We start from the raw sequence: 19,247 nt of genomic DNA on the forward strand, positions 1-19,247 counted from the left end.
AAAGTAGCTTCTTCAGTAACGGTCAATGTGGTGAATAATGTGCTTTCCATAATCTTAGTTCTCGCTTGATTGTTGAGGTTAAAATTGTGCAACTTCAAAGGAATCAGATCTAGTTCATCAACAACTGCCTAATAGCAACCATTGATAGACTTTATTAACTTTGTTCAACAAAAGTATGCGGTAGGAATAAACGTAATGCTAGGACAACTGCGATAAGCAACAAGGCTAATGTCTTGTTAGAAAATAAACTTCCCTGTTAGAGCAGGTTAGTTTGTTTAAGACGTTTTACCTCCGTAAAGACGCGGTTGATCGTGTCTTTACGTTTATTCTTTACCTTCTACTAAAATTATTTATGAACCAGTAACAACGTTAACAGCGGTTTGGCTGACAGTAGCACCAGCTTTAATACCATCAGCAACGTTGACAGCAGTTTGGTCTATCTTAGAGCCACTAAGAATACCAGCAGCAACGTTAAGGGCTACTTGGGTGATAACGGTGGGCTTAGGAGCGGGAGCGGGGGGTTTGGCGGGGGGTTTGGCGGGCTTCCACCAACCACCAGACAAAGTAGCTTCTTCGGTAACGGTCAATGTGGTGAATAATGTGCTTTCCATAATCTTAGTTCTCGCTTGATTGTTGAGTTTAAAATCGCGTCGCTTCAAAGGAATCAGATATAGTTCATCAGCAACTGCCTAATAGCAACCGTTGATAGACTTTATTAACTTTGTTCAACAAAAGTATGCGGTAGGAATAAACGTAATGCTAGGATAACTGCGATAAGCAACAAGGCTAATGTCTTGTTAGAAAATAAACTTCCCTGTTAGAGCAGGTTAGTTTGTCTAAGACATTTTACCTCCGTAAAGACGCGGTTGATCGTGTCTTTACGTTTATTCTTTACCTTCTACTAAAATTATTTATGAACCAGTAACAACGTTAACAGCGGTTTGGCTGACAGTAGAGCCAGCTTTAATACCTTCAGCAACGTTGACAGCGGTTTGGTCTATCTTAGAGCCACTAAGAATACCCTCAGCAACGTTAACGGCTGTTTGGGTGATAACAGTGGGCTTAGGAGCGGGAGCGGGGGGTTTGGCGGGGGGTTTGGCGGGCTTCCACTTTACTTGCCAACCACCAGACAAAGTAGCTTCTTCGGTAACGGTCAATGTGGTGAATAATGTGCTTTCCATAATCTTAGTTCTTGCTTGATTGTTGAGGTTAAAATCGCGTCCCTTCAAAGTAATAAATATAAACATTAAAAAAGTATATTTAATTACTTTTTTGTCCCGCTAAAAGTATTATACGACTCTTGCTCAATAGGTCAAGCAATTATTTTTTTAAGAAATATGTATTACACCTCTTCAAAAAATGTACTACATAGTTCTTCTTTATACAAATTTAGTTAGAAAATTTCAATTATTAAAAAATAGCAGATAGCACCAATATTCATACTCATATAAATATGGCGAACTAAAAGATGTATTTTTTCCGAAAATACATAACTGAAACATATCTAGTATTAATACTGAGAAAACAACGTAAATATCAGCAATTAAAGATAAGCTCACTAAAATCAATATATTTTTTATACAGCAACTATCTGCGTATTTTAAAAACCTCATAATTGGGTTTCTGCATTCCTAACTAAGTATTTTTACATAAGCATGCTTTACGTAGACTTTTTATATACAAAGCTGAAGCGAATTTATATAAATTATTTTAATATAGAATAGCGTAAATTCACTTAATCTTTTATAAATAAGAAATTGGTTGTGAAAAAGTTGTAGTCATTATACTATTTTTTTGTCAATAAATAAAGAAAATATAAAATTTTCGATAAATATTATAAAGATTTGATGTTCCTATTAAGATGCGTAATTGTTATTTAGAGTTAGCTGTATAGAAACCTTGTATTTACATACTAACTATATACAGGTAAAGGACTTATCAGTAATAACATCAAAAGCTGTCGCTTTCGCCCTGAAAGGCAAAAGCGCCGAAATTATGAGATTTTTCCCAAAAATATTCTTGCAACAGAAGAGAGCTTTTATTTTTTGATATCTACCTAAATCTTGATCATCACGCTAACGCTAGGTAGATTTTTTTGCTAGATTATTTACGTAACCAAAATGTTTTTTAACATTCATGCTTATTGACCCCCAACCAGACTTTCTCCGCCTAGTCCAAAACGACGAATATCTTCCCTCAGTCAGTATATGGACGAGGTTGGGAGGAATATTTTTAATTGGAAGTGTTGGCGCTGCCTTCAGCCTTGCCAGTGTATTTCAATACAACGTCATAGTAAAAGCTGATGCCACCGTCCGCCCGACTGGAGAAATCCGTTTAGTGCAAGCAGCATCTGAGGGAACGGTGACAAGTATCAAAGTCAAAGAAAATCAGGTTGTGAAAAAGGGAGATACGATCGCTCTCATCGACAACTCGCAATTGCAAACTAAAAAAAGCCAGCTACTCGGAACTATCGAACAGAATCAGTTACAACGAGCGCAAATTGATGCACAACTAAAAGCGTTAGAAAATCAAATGGTTGCTGAGTCTAATGCAATGAAGCAGGCAATCGCATCTGCCAAAGCAGACTTGAGTCGAAACAAAAGAGATTATCAAGATCGGCAAATCACTAGTCTGGCGCAAGTACAAGAAATAGAAGCTGGTGTTGAATTAGCTAAAGAGGAACTAAAACGGTATCAGCAGTTGGGAAATACGGGGGCGATCGCTGCTCTTCAAATTAAAGAAAAAGAACAAGCTTTTAAAGCTGCTACTGCTAGACTCGATAACGCTAAAGCTGCACTTAATCCTAGTGATGCTAATGTAGCGATCGCACAAGAACGTATTTCCCAAGAGTTGACGAAAGGTGAATCTACTATTGCTCAATTGAATAAAGAGAAAGAAGAACTCATCAGGCGTCAAGTTGAAATCCAAAATCAAATTAGCAGCGCTCAACAAGAACTTAAACAAGTTTTTATGGAACTGCAAAAAACTGTAATTCGTAGCTCTGAGAGCGGGACAATTCTCCAACTAGTATTAAGAAATACTGGACAAGTTGTTCGTGTTGGAGATGCGATCGCTCAAATTGCTCCCAGTGCTGCCCCTGTTGTAATCAAAGCTCGTGTTCCCTCCTCAGATATTAGTAAAGTACAGGTGTGTAAAGTAGCACAAGTTGCAAAATGTTTAGAGGGGCAAGTACAAATGCGGGTTTCTGCTTATCCGTATCCAGATTATGGCATCCTCAAAGGTGCTGTCAGAGGCATTAGTGCCGATGCCATTACATCTCAGGGTAACGGTAACATTCCGACTGCGCCTTACTATGAGGTGACAATTGAGCCAGAGAAACTTTATTTAAAAAGGAGCGATAAATCTTATCCTATTAAAGCAGGGATGGAAGTTACAGCTGAAATCATTTCCAAAAAAGAAACCCTACTGACATTTATTTTGAGAAAAGCAAGACTGCTAACGGATGTGTAAATTCCTTCCTGTATTCCACGCCATTTAGAAGCACTATAATAATTCAGAATTCACACATTATTCGCCCAGCGTCTCCTAGAGAAGAAAGTTACATAAGGGAATTTAAACCCCGACTGTAGCTTTCTTCCGGCAGCATAACTGAGCAAAGTTGGAGCCATCGAAACTCCGAGTTAATAATTGTTTAATATTATATTCTTCAGCGAAATTGACTAGCATATCTACCAAAGCTGTAAAAAGTTCAAAAGTTTTATCAACTAAGGCAGTAGTCAGAAGGCAGTTTTCCTTCTGCCTTCCTCGATAAATGGGATTCACTTGAAAACTTCGCCGATATAGTTCATAAATTAGTTTTCTAGAAATAAATTTTAACGAGTCGGTGAAATTTAAAAATAAGTTAAAAGCCAAGTATTCTAAATCTTTTAAAAACCAAATCCAATTTTTCTCTTCACGCTTTTGATTGTTAAAAAGATATTGAATTGGATTAACTGATGCTTTTTCTAAGCAAACAAATTTCTTTAAATATCCGTATCCTATGACAAAAAGCGCAAAATAAAGAGCAAAAGATAATCTTTGTATAAAAGCAATGCTTTTATTGACTAAAAACTCAAAAAAGGGTAATTGAGTAAATTTGGCTGATTCTTTTAATGCAAACACTTTTTTCATGATCAAAACATTGTGCCTGATTAAGTGCATACTAAGTGTTCTCTTGACCTATCAGTTCCCGCTTATGGTTTTATGCAGAGTCAGCCAATTCTTTACAAAACTTTATAAATTTCGGTGCAGTCAGCCTTTTATGCCTATGCGAAGAGGCGATCATCTCTTACCCCTAAATTTATTTATGGGCTTGGTAAATTCTTGACTTTTGAGTTCCCCGTTGGCGTAGCGTCCCCAAGGGTTGGGGCTGACTCATTCCAAATTTGATTGAATTGATCTGCTGACAACGACTGTAAGAGACTGAGATTAAGCGGCTCTTTACTGATAAATCTGGCATAGGAAGGCTGCAAATAAGAACGGTATTCAGGGCGGTTGAGGAGATGGGTTTCCAAAAAAGCTACGCTGAGGGCGTTGAGATAAGAATAAACAGGGGCACGATCAGGGCCAAGCAAGGCAGGTGGCACAGGTAAGACATTATTTCCAGAAGTAGGTTCTGCGATCGCTGAAAAGTGGGTAGCATTTTCGATCAAAGCTAGGTACTTATTAGAGTCAGAAAGCCAGGTAAAGGGGCGAATCTGCTCAGAGACAGGTGGGGCAAAAATATCTTGACTACCTGCTACCAACATTACTGGAATTTTAATTTGACTTATTCCACCCTCACCCAAAACTAAGCTGTCAATTGGATTAATCGCCATGATGACCTTGATGCGATCGTCTTTGAGTTCGTAATTTCTTCGGGGTAATTTATTTGCTTCACACTGCAAGAAGAGCGACAAATTAAAGGATGAATAATTAGGATTACAGTTTTGCCTCAGTTGCTCAAAGTTAATATTTGCTCCTGCTAGGGCCAAAACGGTATAACCACCAAAGGACTGACCAATCGCCCCAACTTGCTGAAAATTAAGTTTTCCTTGGAGGGTAGGATCAGATTTGTTCAGACGTTCGAGTTCGTTGAGGAGATATTTGATATCCAAAGGTCGATTAATAAATTCTGCTGGGTCTGGAGGCCCGGCCAAACCCGCAAAATATTGTTGAAAGCGTTCGGCATTACTACCAGGGTGTTCCAATACAGCAACGGCAAAACCATAGGATGCTAGATGTTCAGCCAGGTAGACAAAGGTAGAGCGGTCTGAGGCGATGCCATGAGAAATTACAATTAGGGGAAAGGGAGGCGAAGCCAGTTCTTTAGTGCTTTGTGCGGCTTCCGGCAGATAGATATCCACCGGTAGACGGCGTGAGCGAGAAAAGTCATTTAGGTCAAAGGTCTTTTTCTGCCAGCGAAATTTTCCTGGCGATCGCAAATCTGGCTGTTTTGAGAAGTCAATTTTTGAATTCGCTGCTTGAGCGATCGCTTCTTTTTGAAGAGAAGCAACAACTTCATCTCTTTTTTTGAGCAATTGTGACAAGTCATTAACTACCTCTAACCCTCCAGTGAAATTCACCCGCACAGTATTGCTAGGAAATTTCCGCAGCAAATTCACAACTGTTAAACCTTCGCGATCGGCAGCAGCCAAAATCAAAGAGGCACGTATGGCATAGAAGCCATTCTGTCGAGACTCAGTGAGGAGTAATTCTCCCAACTGTTGGACTACTTCTTCGCCTATAGGTGAGTAGGTAACTTGAGATACAAGTGTAGGAGTGACATTGAACTTTTGCTGAAGTAGATCCCGCAGTTGAGCGAGTTGTTGGGGCGTAGCACGGCTAGCATAAAATGAAAAATCTTGATCGATTTTGCCTTTTTTAGCAAAAGTTTCCAGCGAGTTCACAGACAAAGAGAATTCCCCGAAGGGAGGGTAATAAAAGCTAATACGTTCAGCTCCCAATCCGGGAGTTGCAGTCAAAAACGTAGATAGAAAACCTAAACCCAGGTATTTCAGAAATTTTTTCATTAGAAAAACCCACTGTCTAACCCTGCCATACAAGTTTAAGCAGGGAGGAAAGCGGGGCGGGATCTATAACCGCTTTCCTGTTTACTTGGTTTAGGTATATCAAACAGGTTACAAGCACAATAAGCAAGTACTTACAGCCATAGTTTTCCATATACGCTTTAAATCCCCCGCTTTCAAAGCTAGGTATTTACCAATGACCAATGACAAACACATGAGTAACAAATTTTTCAGCCAAACAGCATTAGTAAGGCGATAATAGATATAGAGATCAAAATATTTTATATGTCCTTCTCGTCGTGTCCCTGTTGTGTTGTCGTCCTTAATCAACAACAAGAGCAAAATATCTCTCACCAAAACCAGTGCCAGGATGTGCCAGTTAACCCAAGCAAGAGCATGGGTAAAAGTTGCACTGTAGTTGAAAATGGTCGGGTTGTCGTTAAACCCTTACAAGCTCCAGTCAATCAAACTGTGGAGTAACTTTCAGGCATTTCAACTGTTTTCATCTAAAGGTAAAACATCGTGGAAGCGGTTGTAATCAATGTAGCGATGTCCATCGGGTGTGTGATGGAAGATATCGACAAATTGATTATTCCACAAAATCTCATTAGCACCATAAGTATGACGGGCATGGACAACCTGTGCAACCGTTTCATCAATGCCACTCAAAGAAATGATCAGTATAGTATTTGTCTGGTTTAAGGATTCTGGTGTCATACCATATAAAGGACTAAACTCATCAATTACATGCATCACTGACCAGCTTAACGTAAAGCTAGGTGTTTGGTTCCTCAACAGTTTGAGGTCGTAAAACCGACGCATGAACTGCCCTTCTGAGGTTATCTCGTCGCGCATTAAGTAGACTCGCATCTGCGCCTCCAGAATCATATTGCGACGTTGATTAGCGCTGCGAAATATGAGAGTCGGCATTGCATTATGAGGTGTAATTACAGCAACACGACTAAAAAGCACACGGGCTGTAGGTCGGGAGAATCGAGCAAAAGCTAGTCCCGTCATCACAGCAATTCCCACCAAACCGATCATTGCTTCAATGGTGACAATAATGTTGGCGTAAGTTGTTTTAGGGTACATTGCCCCATAGCCGATGGACGCTAGGGTTTGCACGCTAAAGAAAAAGACATCTAAAAAAGAGCCAGGTCGGGCGTTGGCAATACAATCTCCTCCCATCAAGTAAGCTAGGGCAAATAGAGCATTAGTAGTTATATAGAAAGTACAGATTAGGATCAGAAAACCAGTCCAGGGAATCGTTAGCAGCAGATGGTAGGGATCGCGCCAGTAAGAATGCCATGCACCCATACCCATAATCTCAAATTTTCCATCTCGAACTTTAATCCGAATAGGTGGGATCAGACGCTGTTTTTTCTTCCGTGAAAGTCTCTTTAGTCGAAATTTCATTGCAAGTAGCCAAAAAAACGGCAACTGCTTAGTATTTTGACATTCCACTTACCCGCAAGGGAACGAAAATTTCAACTTTATTTTCTTAAATCAGCAAAAAAAATAGGGTGTGCAATGCCCACCCTAACAATCAGCGAGAAACTAACTCATTTTTCAGGATTTGGTTGCTGACCTTTAGAACAGCGATCAAACCACTCCTGATATTTTTTCTGGTGTGACTCATCTTCAACAGCAATGGTCACTCGCACTTGGTTGCAACCGTGATTTTGCTCTAGTGCGATCGCATTCAGCAATAAACTAGCAGTCTTAGGTGAGCTAAATTCACCGCTTACCATTAAACCTGTGCCAAAATGCTGAACTTCAAGTCTTTCTACTTCCGTTAAGTCAATGCCAGAAATTTCCTCTTGTCCTAAATCAATTTCTGCAAGTTGTTTGTGTTCTGGGCTAATTTGTTCTACAATCAACTTTTCACGCCGGACAGGAACTTGTATCATCCGGGTTTCAATTTCTTTGCGAACAATCACCTCACCAATTTTACGCTTACTGCTTTCAACAACTAATCGTTCTTCTAGTAAACGAATAATCTGTTCTTCCGTAGCCTCATCCAAATCTACCGACTCAACTGGGCTATTTGTAGTTTGATTCACTAATTGTTCAGTTGAGTTTTCTGATAGTGTGCTATCGCCTGGTCTTTCTGTTTCTAAATATTCAGGCATATATTCGATTTCTGATTTATTTAAGTCTATGAAAACAGATTTAGTTGGCTTGTCTATTTTTTTGATTCTCTGGCTCTGCAACCGAAATAAAGAAGGATGTTTATCAGCTAACTGCTGATCATATTCTAGAGTTTCTAGATTCACCTGGTTAGATATAACTAGGTTTAATCGACGATTAGCATCCACAATTAAATCATGAACTACTCCTACTAGTTCACCTTGCCGATCGAATACAGCAAAATTACTCACCTTCTTTCTTAAATCTGCCAAAGAGGTGCTAGTTTGAGAGTCAGAGTTTGCCTGTCCAATGTTTTTTGTCATCGGTTGGCTATTCATAGTACAAAATTTATTAGATGTTTTCTAATTAGCTAAATTAAATGTATCAATCATCTAAATACCATTTAGAAAATGATTGCGAACAATGTATTTATCTAACCTAATATTCAGATAAATCTTCACAATCCAAAATCTAAAGTTGTATTAGTTATTGGAAGTATTGGAAGCACAGGTAAAGCTAATTTTACAGCCTCACCTGTACTGTATCGAATTAATTATTAGTCATTAGTTAGTAACTAATGACTTTGTTATTTAGCGTTCTTCAACAGGAAGATTACCAGAATTGATATCTAACTCTTCACGACGCACGGTTTCTTGAGTTTCAACTGTGTCTTGATCAACCACTTTTCTAACTCTGACTTCTTCACGCAAAAATGCTTCTTTGCGAATTTCAGGAGTTTCTTCATGGATCTCTACGCGAGCAACTTCGCCTTCACGGAAGTCTGCTTCGCGCCCAGAAACGGCAGTACCTGCATCTGCTGGAGTTACACGTTCAATCACAACTCGCTCTCTTTCTATTGGCACTGCAATCCGTGCAGTATCAGTCTCAACGCGCTTGCCAATAGTCACTTCTCCAGTTTTTTCACGGCGTTTGTTGGCAATCAGCCGTTCTTCATACAATCTCAGAGTTTGATGATCTTGCTCATTTAACCCGTATAAAGAAGGCTCATGTTCGTAATTGTAGTTATCACGATTGTAAGTTGGGGTAGTCGGCTGCTGATAGGTTGTATCGACTGGTGCTGTCGCTTCCAATGGTAATAATGGATCTACTGGTAATAATGGATCTACTGGAGGTTGAACGTAGTCTGCGGGTTGGCGATATACCCCACGCACCCGTTCTTCATAATCATAATCAAGCGCCTCGCGCTCATTGAATTCAGGTAAATCTTCGGCTTGTTCTCTAGTTAAACCAATTGTATAGACACGATCAACATTATAGTCGATACGGGCACGACCAATTGGTAGTAACACTTTTTTACCAAAAATCCAGAAGCCTAAATCAACGACAAAATAGCGGAAATGACCTTCTTCATCCACTAAAACATCGCTGACAGTACCAACTTTTTCGTCAGTTCCTTGTGTATAAACGCCGAGTCCATTAATGTCGCGACCTTCAAATGTATCGCGATAGTTAGGCTCAAAGTCTTGTAGTTTGTAAAGTACCATTATATTTTCCTCAAAAATTTTCTTTTCCATCTCCTATTAACTAAGTTAGCCATTTAATAATTTGTTTACCTCTTTCTACCGAGTGAATTATTTTAAAAGTTAAATTATCAAAAGTGATAGATATTTTATGATAGTAGAGCAAATAAATTTTACGTTTCTATATCCTTGCTTAAAATGCAAATTTTTAAAGCGTTAAATTCCCGACTTCCTAGAGAAATCGGGAATCTTAGTTGTTTAATAAAACAACACATGCAGAGATAAAAATTAACTTTGCTGAATGATTATTTCAGATAAATCTACCAAACAAATTTATTGACCAGCTACTTAAATAGCCTCATGTGTAGTTGTACCATGTTCCTGAATCTGTAAATTCCCCTCTGTATCAACATCTAACTCTTCTCTACGAATGGTTTCGTGTGCTTCTACAGTGTCCCGTTCTACTACTTTCTTAACTCTGACTTCTTCACGCACAAAGGCTTCTTTACGTATCTCAGGCGTTTCTTCGTATACTTCTATGCGTGCTACTTCCCCTTCTTGGAACTTAAGTTCATTGGGATCTACAACCTTTCCTGCTTCTGTTGGCACAACTCGCTCAATCAGAACTCGTTCTTTTTGGATAGGTACTGTAACGCTTGCAGTGTCTGTTTCAATATGCTTACCAACTGTTACTTCTCCAGTTTTGATGCGCTGTTTACTGGCAATTAATCGTTCTTCATAGAGTTTAAAAGTTTGATTATCCTGATTTTTCAACCCGTATAAAGCTGGTTCTGTTTCGTAATTATATGTATTGCGATCATAAGTTACACCGCTATTTGGAGAACGAAATATACTACGGACATTTTCTTCGTAATCACGATCAACAACCATGTCTTCTCTATACTCGACTAAACCTTCTACTTGATGTCTGCTTAATCCATCAACATAGACGCGTTTTGCAGGATAGTCTATCCGCGAAAGACCAATTGGTAGTAATATTTTCTTACCCAAAAAATTTGAGCTTGTATCAATAACTAAATACCGGAAATGGCCATGATCATCAACTAAAACATCCGCTACTGAGCCAACTCTGTCTCCTCCTTCAGTGTAAAGATCCAAAGCTCTAATGTCGTCTCCGCCAAAAGTTTCTCGATAGTTGGGGTCAAAATGTTCAAGTTTGTGAAGAGGCATATGCTGTTTCCAGTTTATTCATAAGGTTCTTTTTAGACTGTAAAAAATATTTTGCTCAGTTTCCTCCTGCTGGCGACTGAATTGCAAGTGAGATATTTTATAGTTTAAAGTTCATATTTTATAATCTAAATACTCAAATTAAACACTCAAGGTAATCAATAGGAGTACAACTAAAGTAATAAAAAGCTAAAGTGATAAAAATCTTTATATTATGCTGGTATAAAAATGTTTTTTTAGAGATAATCCAACACGATTAAGGTTAACGTTTTAATCTTTTTAAGATCCCCCCTACCTCCCTTTTTAAGACTTATATCAACATCAAATAAATTTTCTGCTTCGTTGCTAGACTACCTAGAAATAAATTCCAACGCTAAAACTCTTTATCAAAGTTAGCTTTTTAACTTAGACGCATTCTGCAAAGCATCTGTCTTCGACATGCTGCTTGCGGTCGTAGAGAAGCGGCTTGCAGCAGGCTACCGCAGAGGTATAGAGAAGCCAGTGCGCCCTTGCGGTTCCCCTACTTGTACCCCTACAGGGAAGCAAGCTACGCTCTTAGCGTTCCCGCAGGGTAGCAATTGGCGCGGAACATAGAGAAGAAAAAAAATGCTCAACCCAAGAACCGCAGAACTTAAGTTTTGGGTGGGATGTTGGCCAGTGAGACAGCTTGATTCTTATAAAAATGTGGGCAATGACAAGCCTTAACTAATAGATATTGCATCATATCTTTGTTTACACAACCTGAAAACTAAAGCTAAGACTTGCCCAATTATTCACATCTAAGATATATGAGTCGGCTGCTGTGCTGTTCATCTCTGCTTTAAGGGCGCTGGCGTTATGCAAGTCTTGTAGCAAGGCATGTGCAACGTCTAAGGGATTCAACAATGAACTAATCGGTTGTTGTTCGGCTGTGGAATATTTAACAGTACTCAAGGTGGCGAGAGTTTCGCTAAAGGGGGCAGTACTAAAAATCAGTTGTTGTTCGCAAAAGCAAGCTGGCCCTGAAATCAGCCATTCAGAAGCACTATTAGCTTGGGGTAGGGTAAAGGTTTCACCTGGGGCGATGACGATTTGTTTGAGGAGAGGCTTGGTGTCCGCAGTATTTGGTTCTTGAGGGGTTTCCCAAGAATAGAAGGCAACTCCTGTATGATTATTGTTTAATCCCAGCAAGATTAAATATACAGAGCGATCGCTTTGGTTTTCCACTCGATATTGCATTCGGCTACCCATAGGTACAATCGCAGCCGGGAGAGATGCGACGCCAGTCGCTACAACGGGGGGAACCCCCGCAACGCGCTGGCTCATTAATCGCGTCTGTGCTGATTTTTTTATCGAAGTTTCAGGTTTGAAAGTTCGTGTTGTTTCACGTTGCATCAACACCTGTGACGATATACCGCTAATTATTTCTAAGGTCGCCTTGAGAGGCAAGCGGGAAGAACCTTGATTTTCTGTGAGTCGCCATAATTTAGCTGCAAACAGGGTTGATAATTTGGGTGCTAACCTTTGGGCTGTTAATTTTACTGCTTCTCCTACTTCCCCGGCGGTATTGGGAATTAGTTCACCACCAAGAGAAAATAGACCATAACGACTAGGAATTTCTTGTAGCTTGGCAAATACATAATCAGCTGGTTTTTCTCCTACTATTACGGTGGATACATGGGAAAATCCAGCAAAGGCACTTGTGGCGTCTACCCGCTCAATTCTTTCCAATTGAGTATCCAAAGCTATTGTTAAATGAATATTTCGCGGTAAAACCCGAACTGCTTCTTGGACAAATTGCCCGACTTGCAAGGGATTTGCACCTTCAATTTTGGAAATTTGCGCTTTTGCTGTTAACCCATTGCGCGATCGCAATACTAATTGCTCTGTTGTTGCTAAGGTGAATCGAGAATTAACTCCGTAGTATAGCAGCACTTGTGGTGGTAATCCTGCCAACCATAGATAAACTGTTTTACCGTCTTCTTCAATAGCACTCACCACGCCTTCTGCACCAATAATATTGTCTGGCACTAAAGACGTAATATCTGGATTTTTCTGATTACTTAATAACCCTAGTTGCTGTTTACTACCCAATTTATATAGAGAATTTTCCACATCCCAGAGGGCGACCTGAATTTTAGTAGGTGGGGTGAATTCCCACAAATACTGTGTCAAGGCGTAGGTAAATAACCCAGCACTAAAACCAGAAAAGAGTTCTTCCCTTGCTGGCTGGTTTGCTTCTGAGGTAGCTGCTAAAACAATCGGAGTGCTAGATAATTTCTGAGTTTTAAGTTGTTTGAGAAAGTCGAGTTCTTCTGCTGATAGCTTTGCTACTGACTCTTGAAGGGCACGAATTTTTAATCCTAAGACTGGGCTAGGAACATAATAGCTAGTATCCAATACTGCTGTTACTCGGTCTGTGGGGAGCGATCGCAATAATAGCAGTAGAGTTTCTTCTAATATATAATTGACTATTTTATCATTTTGTGCATAATCACCTAAATTAACTGGCACCAGAGCATTTTGCATTGTATCTGATGATGTTTCCAATTTGACACGGCTGCCATAGCCGCTAAAGTGGAAGATGACAAGATCATTGGGTTTAGCTTGCTTACCCAGGTGATCCAAAAAAGCCGCCTCAATGAATTCCCTGCTAGCTTGTTCCTCAGTTAAGGTTAAAATATCTGACCCTTGGAAACCAAAGCGGTGAATCAAAAGCTCTCTTTGTAAATCCACATCCGTCAGACAACCACTAAGGGCAGGAATTTGCGGGTATTGGTTAATACCAATTAATAATGCCAACTTACGCGGATTAGGTTGTGCCAAAGCCTGATAATAGCGATTTCCCAAAGACAACCACTCAGCTTCAGTTATCCCCAATACCGCGAGTATTGAGCCAATTCTATGTAAAAACGTGCGCCGTTCCATAATTAGCTATCAACCCTCAGCCATCAGTTAGCAGCTTACAGGGCTGAACTCTGTATTGTAAAGTTACAAAAATGTGGGGATGAGGGAAGCGGGGGAGAAATCAATTCAAAATTCAAACAAAATTAAAGAACTTGTGCCTCCTGCCTTCTGCCTTCTGCCTCCTGCCTCCTCTTTCCCAATGCCCTAAGCCGGTACTTCTATCCGCATTGCCCGCGCCAACTCTGCCGCCACCTCTGGACGAGAAAATTCTGGTGGAGGTAATTCACCACGCCGCAGCATTTCTCGGACTTTTGTTCCCGATAAATGGATGCGTTCTTCTGGCCTGCTGGGACTAGTTTTAGATGTTGCCATCTGCTTAGTACGAGTGCAGTAGAAAGCATGTTCAAATTTCATTGGCACAATGCCTAATTCACCTGGGACAAATTCATCAAAGATGTATTGAGCATCGTAAGTGCCATAATAGTCACCAACGCCAGCATGATCTCGCCCGACGATAAAGTGAGTACAGCCATAGTTTTTGCGGACTAAAGCATGGAATATAGCTTCACGAGGCCCAGCATAGCGCATTGCGGCGGGATTAATTGCCAAAGTTACCCGGTCTAAGGGGTAGTAGTGTTCCAGCAAAATTTCATAGCAACGCATCCGCACATCAGCAGCGATATCATCTTCTTTTGTTGCCCCGACTAATGGGTGCAAAAATAGACCATCAACGATTTCTAAAGCACACTTTTGAATATATTCATGGGCGCGGTGGATAGGGTTGCGAGTTTGAAAGCCAACAATGGTTTTCCAACCCTTGTCTCTAAATAGTTGCCGTGAGGCAGCTGGATCAATTTGGTAACTGGGAAACTGAGGATGAGGTTCGCGTTGCAACAACCAAATATCACCCGCCAGATGTACATTACCTTGGTTATAGAGTACCTGCACACCTGGATGTTTAACATCATCAGTGCGGTAGACATTTATGGCTTCGCGGGTTTTATCGTAGTTATATTTTTGCGTAAGTTGCAAAACCCCAATATACTCGCCTCTGGAGTTATCCAGACGGATTAAACCGCCTTCTTGCAACGGGGAAGCTACTTCTTCGCTTACCGATAGTGTAATCGGGATTGACCATACAAGACCGTTAGCTAGTCGCATTTCTGTAACAGTGCGATCATAGTCTTCTTGGTTCATAAAACCCGTGAGTGGACTAAAAGCACCGATCGCAATCATTTCTAGATCGGAAACGGCGCGATCGTCAAGTTGCACTCGCGGCAAAAAGTCAGCTTTTGAGAGAAACTCTGCTCTTTGTTCTGGTGTGGCGATACGGTTAACTAACTGTCCACCGTGCGGGGCTATGGCATCTGGATTGTGACTCAACGTAATCCCCTCTTTGTATTAACTGTTATTGTTTCAGATTATGTACTAACTTATCAAATGCTGGTACGTAGAGAAAAAGAGTTTAGGCAATGGAAGAAAATTTTGCAACTAGCCTCTAAGCGAGCTGATTAGGTTACGCTAAAGCTAATCCAGTCTCAAGTTTCAGAATAGTTCCTTTATTTGAAATTGCTTATGACTGCTGTATCCCCCGTTGTTAAACCTGTTAGCCAAATGCGGCTAGCGCCTGGTAGTACAGTGAATATCGAGGATATGAGTTGGGAGGAATTTGAGTCTATTTTGCAAGAACTGGGGGAAAAGCGATCGCTACGAGTTGCTTACAGCAAGTCTACGTTAGAAATTATGGTTCCTCTACCCGAACACGAAAAATCAAAGGACTTAATTTCGGATATTGTAAAAATCTTGCTGAAGATTGCAGGGAAAAGTTATGAACCCTTCGGTTCAACCACCTTTAAGCGGGAAAATACGGCGGGGGTAGAACCAGATGCTTGCTTCTACATCCAGAATTACCAAAGAATGATCGGTCGTCGCAAACTGGAACCAAACGATCCGCCTCCTGATTTGGCAATTGAAACAGATGTGACATCAAAAACAACTCTTGATGCTTACGAAGCGATCGCAGTTCCAGAACTATGGATTTACGATAGTAAAAAGCTAAAGATTTATTTACTTGAGGATGGACATTACATCGAATCTGATAACAGTCCTAACTTTCCAAATATCCCTCTAACTCAAATTATTGCCGCTACAGTTGAACGAGCTTGGCAAGTAGGAACCGTACAAGCTTTGAAAGAATTTGAAGCAGCATTAGATAAAAGTACTTTTTGATAGAGAGTGCGTAAATGTTTTAGTTACTTTGAAACTGCAAATACTCCAATAGTAGTAACCGCAAGTAATCTAACGTTCTAATATAACTCTTTATCTGTTCATAATTACCATTACTGCCAAAATAAAAACTTGCAATCTGAGGTACATTTAAAACTTGCATAGCTTGTAATTGCTCAATTGTCTGGGTTTTATTGACAATTTGACCTGTACTTTGAATTTGACTAGCATAACCTCTGAGATTTACTGTTAAAAGTTCAAGTTCTTCTAAAAGTGAAAACTCTTCATCTTCTGGTGGAAACTGAATAGAAATTTCTTGTCGTTCGCCGCGTGTATTTTGATAAGTATTAGTCAACTGTGCTAATAATTGAATAATATTTTTCTTAATTAATTCTTGCTGATTTAAAATTGCTTTAGTCATCATTGACTCCATAAGTAACTATCTTTTCAGTACCATATTGGTCAGGTCTAACAATCAGATATTCATTGCCTTTACGGTATAGAGCTGAACTATTTCTACGATATCCAGTTTTCGGAACTCTAATCGCTCCTTTTTTATTAAAGTTATGAGCTTTGCGTAGATACTTTAATGGATCAATTCCTTTTCTATTAGCATGGTCTAAGATACTTTGGGCAACACTGGTATAGGTAGCAGCATTCCACTCACTTATGTATTGTTGAATCTCTGTCGTCTCTGTAGAAGTATAGCCTTCTAATAGCTGTATCAAAAACTGGTCAGAGATAGGTTCTTCCGGCATATATTTCATTTAAAAATAAAAATACCCTTCCTTACAAGCGAGGAAGGGTAGTTTTGCTTTATGCCAAAACAGGGTAAGAGTTTTTATTAACTAAACTGTTCAATAATTCCGCCACCTAACACTTTCTCCCCGTCGTACCACACCGCCGCTTGTCCGGGGGTGATACTGAATTGGGGTTCATCAAACACCAAACGCACACGGGAGTTTTCTAACGGAATCACCGTCACTGGTGTTGGCGTTGAACGATAGCGAATTTGCACTTGGGCATAAATTGGAGTCGATGGTTCAGCAATGGAAACCCAGTTTACCCGTCCGACAGTGCATTCTGGCTGAGTTACCTTAGTGCGATCGCCTACTACTACTTTATTATTTTTCGCATCTAATTCAATCACATACAACGGTTCAGCAGCAGCAATTCCCAAGCCTTTGCGCTGGCCAATAGTGTAGTGATGGACACCATCATGCTGTCCCAAAACTTTGCCTGTGGTATCGACAATATCGCCTGTTTTGGGAGCTAAATATTTATCCAAAAACGCCCGCATGGAACCGTTACTTTCCACTAAGCATAAGTCTTGACTTTCTGGCTTGTCAGCAGTTTTCAGTCCGTATTCAGCTGCAATCCGGCGGGTGTCAGTTTTTTCTAGTTCACCCAGAGGAAATATAGTTGCTGCAAGTAAATCTTGAGACAAATCATAGAGAAAGTATGACTGGTCTTTGTTACGGTCAACAGCCCTTAATAATTGGTAACGTCTAGTTGCTTCGTCATAGCTAATTCGGGCATAATGACCAGTGGCGATGCGATCGCATCCCAATTCTTCACGAGCATACTGCACCATTGGCCCAAACTTCACCGTTTTATTGCACTGCGAGCAAGGCAATGGCGTGATTCCAGCACTGTAACCAGTTACCAGGTAATCGACAATATGCGTCTGAAAGACATCTCGAATATCTACAACCTGATGGGGAACGCCCAGTTGTTCACAAAGATCAGCCGCGTCGATCATACCTTCAGAGCAACATTGACCTTTGCCTTTCATTAGCCAAAGAGTCAAACCAATCACTTCATAGCCCTGATGGTGCAGGATAGCTGCGGCGGTGGAACTGTCAACGCCACCAGAAAGACCAACGACGACTTTTTTCATACATTGCACGACACGATAGCTGCGTGGTTGTCCAATTGTAGCACACACTCTTTCAAAGCCTTGCTAGCAAAGGACTTCAGTTTTAAGCTAGCTAAAGGAGCGACGCCGATAGCGACGCGCAAAGCGAGTCCGCAAGCGTCATAGCTCACCGTAGACATCGCTGTTCATTCTTTTATTACCCTTATCTAAGATTAATTACAGAAGTATTTTTTGCCACGCAGATGAGCTAATTTTACGTTAATGCTATATAGTTGCTACAACGTGAACTAATTAGTTCCTGATAAAAATTATTTAAAAATATTTTGACTACTTTCTAAAGTACTATGTCGAGAGGATTATCAAGTCAATCTATCCCATTTCAGATGCTGCGCCGAAGTTATAAAGGTTGGAAGCCCACTATAAAAGTTCTCCCTTTGTTAGTGGGAGGATGGTTACTGCTGATTCCCAACAACAAAGTGCTACTAGCGCAAGGAGTCGGTGAAATTTTACCGCCACCGACAATTCCCTTTGGTCAACAGCCATCACCGCAGTTACAACCGGCGGAACCTTTACAATCCAATCAATTGGAGCAGGATTTTCAGCCCTCCCAACCATTACAAAACAATCAGTTTGCGCCGAATCAGCCCTCTCAACCTGCACAGTTTAGTCAATATAACCAGAACTTTGAGCGCTACTTAGTTTACGTTGATGCTAATGATTTTCAGACACTACAAGCAATTCGTCAGATTGAACCCAGTGCTTACATTCGCCAATACCAAGGCCGGAGTGTAATTCAATCAGGTGTTTTTAACAGAGTATCTAATGCCCAACAACGGGTAAATGAGTTACAGTCACGAGGCATATATAACGCCCGGATTATCAGCTTCGGTAACGGACAGGAAATAGATGCAGGCGGTGGAACCTTTGGAGGCGATCGCAATAATATAAATCCTCCCAAGCAAGTCTCTAGATATTATGTCGTTATTCCCACCACTCAAGAACAGTTACCTGCGATCGCAGAACAAATTAGGCAGAATCTAGCCCGATTTAGCCAAGATTTAGGACGATCTGGCGGAGTCCTTGAAAGGACGCAACCACGAGGGCCACACATAGCAGTCGGGCCTTTTTCCGATCGATTCCAAGCTGGAGAATGGAATAAATATCTGCGAAATTTAGGATACAAAAATGCCAGAGTTTACTATGGAAAATGAATAAGAGAGACGCGATTAATCGCGTCTCTCTGTACAGGAGTTTAGATTAGTACACTACTTGCTGTCTTAAGCTGTAGTCTATAAAGCAATACGCTTGGGTTAAGTCAGAAAAATAAATTTGCGTAGGTTGGGTTGAGGAACGAAATCCAACATTTTCGGGTATTTTTTGGGTTTCACTAAAGTTCAACCCAAGCGTGTTAGTCTATAAAGAAAGAAAATCCCCATAATTCATAACTCC

General features: G+C 40.4%; 17 protein-coding genes. 4 read left to right on the forward strand and 13 right to left on the reverse strand.

The features are described from left to right. Positions 1 to 350: 350 nt before the first annotated feature. Together RMZ43_RS32000 and RMZ43_RS32005 are read right to left on the reverse strand one after the other, a co-directional pair. Positions 351 to 611, reverse strand: coding sequence for a hypothetical protein (locus RMZ43_RS32000; protein WP_322652135.1), 261 nt, complete (start codon positions 609 to 611; stop codon positions 351 to 353). A 300-nt stretch (positions 612 to 911) separates the two neighbouring features. Then, a complete protein-coding gene (locus RMZ43_RS32005) occupies positions 912 to 1,181 on the reverse strand; it encodes a hypothetical protein (protein WP_322652136.1) in 270 nt (89 codons plus the stop codon). Positions 1,182 to 2,136: 955 nt separating this feature from the next. Here RMZ43_RS32005 and RMZ43_RS32010 point away from each other — a divergent pair. Then, entirely contained in the window at positions 2,137 to 3,471 is a 1,335-nt protein-coding gene (locus tag RMZ43_RS32010) for an HlyD family efflux transporter periplasmic adaptor subunit (RefSeq protein ID WP_322652137.1), read from the forward strand. A 102-nt stretch (positions 3,472 to 3,573) separates the two neighbouring features. Here RMZ43_RS32010 and RMZ43_RS32015 read toward each other — a convergent pair whose 3' ends face one another. Further along, a complete protein-coding gene (locus RMZ43_RS32015) occupies positions 3,574 to 4,131 on the reverse strand; it encodes a hypothetical protein (protein WP_322652138.1) in 558 nt (185 codons plus the stop codon). A gap of 173 nt (positions 4,132 to 4,304) precedes the next feature. Beyond that, on the reverse strand, positions 4,305 to 6,011 hold the full coding sequence (locus RMZ43_RS32020; protein ID WP_322652139.1) for an alpha/beta hydrolase: 1,707 nt from the start codon (positions 6,009 to 6,011) through the stop codon (positions 4,305 to 4,307). A 282-nt stretch (positions 6,012 to 6,293) separates the two neighbouring features. Here RMZ43_RS32020 and RMZ43_RS32025 point away from each other — a divergent pair, with 282 nt between their 5' ends. After that, positions 6,294 to 6,488 (forward strand): hypothetical protein, encoded by a 195-nt coding sequence (locus RMZ43_RS32025; RefSeq protein ID WP_322651228.1) that lies wholly within the window; start codon positions 6,294 to 6,296, stop codon positions 6,486 to 6,488. Positions 6,489 to 6,500: 12 nt separating this feature from the next. Here RMZ43_RS32025 and RMZ43_RS32030 read toward each other — a convergent pair whose 3' ends face one another. The 6 genes from RMZ43_RS32030 to sat all read right to left on the reverse strand — a co-directional run bounded on the left by RMZ43_RS32030 (position 6,501) and on the right by sat (position 15,076). Continuing rightward, positions 6,501 to 7,424 (reverse strand): ion channel, encoded by a 924-nt coding sequence (locus RMZ43_RS32030; protein ID WP_322651229.1) that lies wholly within the window; start codon positions 7,422 to 7,424, stop codon positions 6,501 to 6,503. 146 nt (positions 7,425 to 7,570) lie between these two features. Next, complete coding sequence (locus tag RMZ43_RS32035; RefSeq protein WP_322652140.1) at positions 7,571 to 8,461, reverse strand: YsnF/AvaK domain-containing protein; 891 nt, start codon at positions 8,459 to 8,461, stop codon at positions 7,571 to 7,573. 267 nt (positions 8,462 to 8,728) lie between these two features. After that, on the reverse strand, positions 8,729 to 9,643 hold the full coding sequence (locus RMZ43_RS32040; RefSeq protein ID WP_322652141.1) for a DUF2382 domain-containing protein: 915 nt from the start codon (positions 9,641 to 9,643) through the stop codon (positions 8,729 to 8,731). A 324-nt stretch (positions 9,644 to 9,967) separates the two neighbouring features. Further along, a complete protein-coding gene (locus tag RMZ43_RS32045; protein WP_322652142.1) occupies positions 9,968 to 10,810 on the reverse strand; it encodes a DUF2382 domain-containing protein in 843 nt (280 codons plus the stop codon). Between the two features lie 729 nt (positions 10,811 to 11,539). After that, the gene (locus RMZ43_RS32050; RefSeq protein ID WP_322652143.1) at positions 11,540 to 13,714 is read right to left on the reverse strand and encodes a caspase family protein; all 2,175 of its coding nucleotides are present in this window, start codon (positions 13,712 to 13,714) and stop codon (positions 11,540 to 11,542) included. Between the two features lie 183 nt (positions 13,715 to 13,897). Then, complete coding sequence (gene sat, locus RMZ43_RS32055) at positions 13,898 to 15,076, reverse strand: sulfate adenylyltransferase (RefSeq protein ID WP_322652144.1); 1,179 nt, start codon at positions 15,074 to 15,076, stop codon at positions 13,898 to 13,900. A gap of 192 nt (positions 15,077 to 15,268) precedes the next feature. Here sat and RMZ43_RS32060 point away from each other — a divergent pair, with 192 nt between their 5' ends. Next, positions 15,269 to 15,922 carry a Uma2 family endonuclease gene (locus RMZ43_RS32060; protein WP_322651235.1) on the forward strand — a complete coding sequence of 218 codons (654 nt, stop codon included), beginning with the start codon at positions 15,269 to 15,271 and terminating at the stop codon, positions 15,920 to 15,922. A 19-nt stretch (positions 15,923 to 15,941) separates the two neighbouring features. On the opposite strand, the gene RMZ43_RS32065 is transcribed toward RMZ43_RS32060, so the two are convergent. From RMZ43_RS32065 to mnmA, 3 genes are all read right to left on the reverse strand, one after another. Beyond that, positions 15,942 to 16,343, reverse strand: coding sequence for a hypothetical protein (locus RMZ43_RS32065; protein WP_322652145.1), 402 nt, complete (start codon positions 16,341 to 16,343; stop codon positions 15,942 to 15,944). After that, positions 16,333 to 16,677 carry a hypothetical protein gene (locus RMZ43_RS32070; RefSeq protein ID WP_322652146.1) on the reverse strand — a complete coding sequence of 115 codons (345 nt, stop codon included), beginning with the start codon at positions 16,675 to 16,677 and terminating at the stop codon, positions 16,333 to 16,335. The genes RMZ43_RS32065 and RMZ43_RS32070 overlap by 11 nt, the downstream gene beginning before the upstream one ends. Before the next feature lie 86 nt (positions 16,678 to 16,763). After that, the gene (gene mnmA, locus RMZ43_RS32075; RefSeq protein WP_322652160.1) at positions 16,764 to 17,819 is read right to left on the reverse strand and encodes a tRNA 2-thiouridine(34) synthase MnmA; all 1,056 of its coding nucleotides are present in this window, start codon (positions 17,817 to 17,819) and stop codon (positions 16,764 to 16,766) included. Between the two features lie 323 nt (positions 17,820 to 18,142). On the opposite strand from mnmA, the gene RMZ43_RS32080 reads away from it, so the two are divergent. Beyond that, positions 18,143 to 19,009: a hypothetical protein gene (locus tag RMZ43_RS32080; RefSeq protein ID WP_322652147.1), complete on the forward strand. Its 867-nt coding sequence runs from the start codon at positions 18,143 to 18,145 to the stop codon at positions 19,007 to 19,009. The last annotated feature ends 238 nt before the right edge of the window (positions 19,010 to 19,247 follow it).

This window comes from Nostoc sp. CmiVER01, from assembly GCF_034531135.2.
Taxonomy (GTDB): Bacteria; Cyanobacteriota; Cyanobacteriia; order Cyanobacteriales; family Nostocaceae; genus Nostoc.

What these genes read in the sequence shown, in the direction of transcription:
- RMZ43_RS32000 (WP_322652135.1), bottom strand. Translation starts at nt 611, where the DNA reads ATGGAAAGCACATTATTCACCACATTGACCGTTACCGAAGAAGCTACT.
- RMZ43_RS32005 (WP_322652136.1), bottom strand. Translation starts at nt 1,181, where the DNA reads ATGGAAAGCACATTATTCACCACATTGACCGTTACCGAAGAAGCTACT.
- RMZ43_RS32010 (WP_322652137.1), top strand. Translation starts at nt 2,137, where the DNA reads ATGCTTATTGACCCCCAACCAGACTTTCTCCGCCTAGTCCAAAACGAC.
- RMZ43_RS32015 (WP_322652138.1), bottom strand. Translation starts at nt 4,131, where the DNA reads ATGAAAAAAGTGTTTGCATTAAAAGAATCAGCCAAATTTACTCAATTA.
- RMZ43_RS32020 (WP_322652139.1), bottom strand. Translation starts at nt 6,011, where the DNA reads ATGAAAAAATTTCTGAAATACCTGGGTTTAGGTTTTCTATCTACGTTT.
- RMZ43_RS32025 (WP_322651228.1), top strand. Translation starts at nt 6,294, where the DNA reads ATGTCCTTCTCGTCGTGTCCCTGTTGTGTTGTCGTCCTTAATCAACAA.
- RMZ43_RS32030 (WP_322651229.1), bottom strand. Translation starts at nt 7,424, where the DNA reads ATGAAATTTCGACTAAAGAGACTTTCACGGAAGAAAAAACAGCGTCTG.
- RMZ43_RS32035 (WP_322652140.1), bottom strand. Translation starts at nt 8,461, where the DNA reads ATGACAAAAAACATTGGACAGGCAAACTCTGACTCTCAAACTAGCACC.
- RMZ43_RS32040 (WP_322652141.1), bottom strand. Translation starts at nt 9,643, where the DNA reads ATGGTACTTTACAAACTACAAGACTTTGAGCCTAACTATCGCGATACA.
- RMZ43_RS32045 (WP_322652142.1), bottom strand. Translation starts at nt 10,810, where the DNA reads ATGCCTCTTCACAAACTTGAACATTTTGACCCCAACTATCGAGAAACT.
- RMZ43_RS32050 (WP_322652143.1), bottom strand. Translation starts at nt 13,714, where the DNA reads ATGGAACGGCGCACGTTTTTACATAGAATTGGCTCAATACTCGCGGTA.
- RMZ43_RS32060 (WP_322651235.1), top strand. Translation starts at nt 15,269, where the DNA reads ATGACTGCTGTATCCCCCGTTGTTAAACCTGTTAGCCAAATGCGGCTA.
- RMZ43_RS32065 (WP_322652145.1), bottom strand. Translation starts at nt 16,343, where the DNA reads ATGATGACTAAAGCAATTTTAAATCAGCAAGAATTAATTAAGAAAAAT.
- RMZ43_RS32070 (WP_322652146.1), bottom strand. Translation starts at nt 16,677, where the DNA reads ATGCCGGAAGAACCTATCTCTGACCAGTTTTTGATACAGCTATTAGAA.
- mnmA (WP_322652160.1), bottom strand. Translation starts at nt 17,819, where the DNA reads ATGAAAAAAGTCGTCGTTGGTCTTTCTGGTGGCGTTGACAGTTCCACC.
- RMZ43_RS32080 (WP_322652147.1), top strand. Translation starts at nt 18,143, where the DNA reads ATGTCGAGAGGATTATCAAGTCAATCTATCCCATTTCAGATGCTGCGC.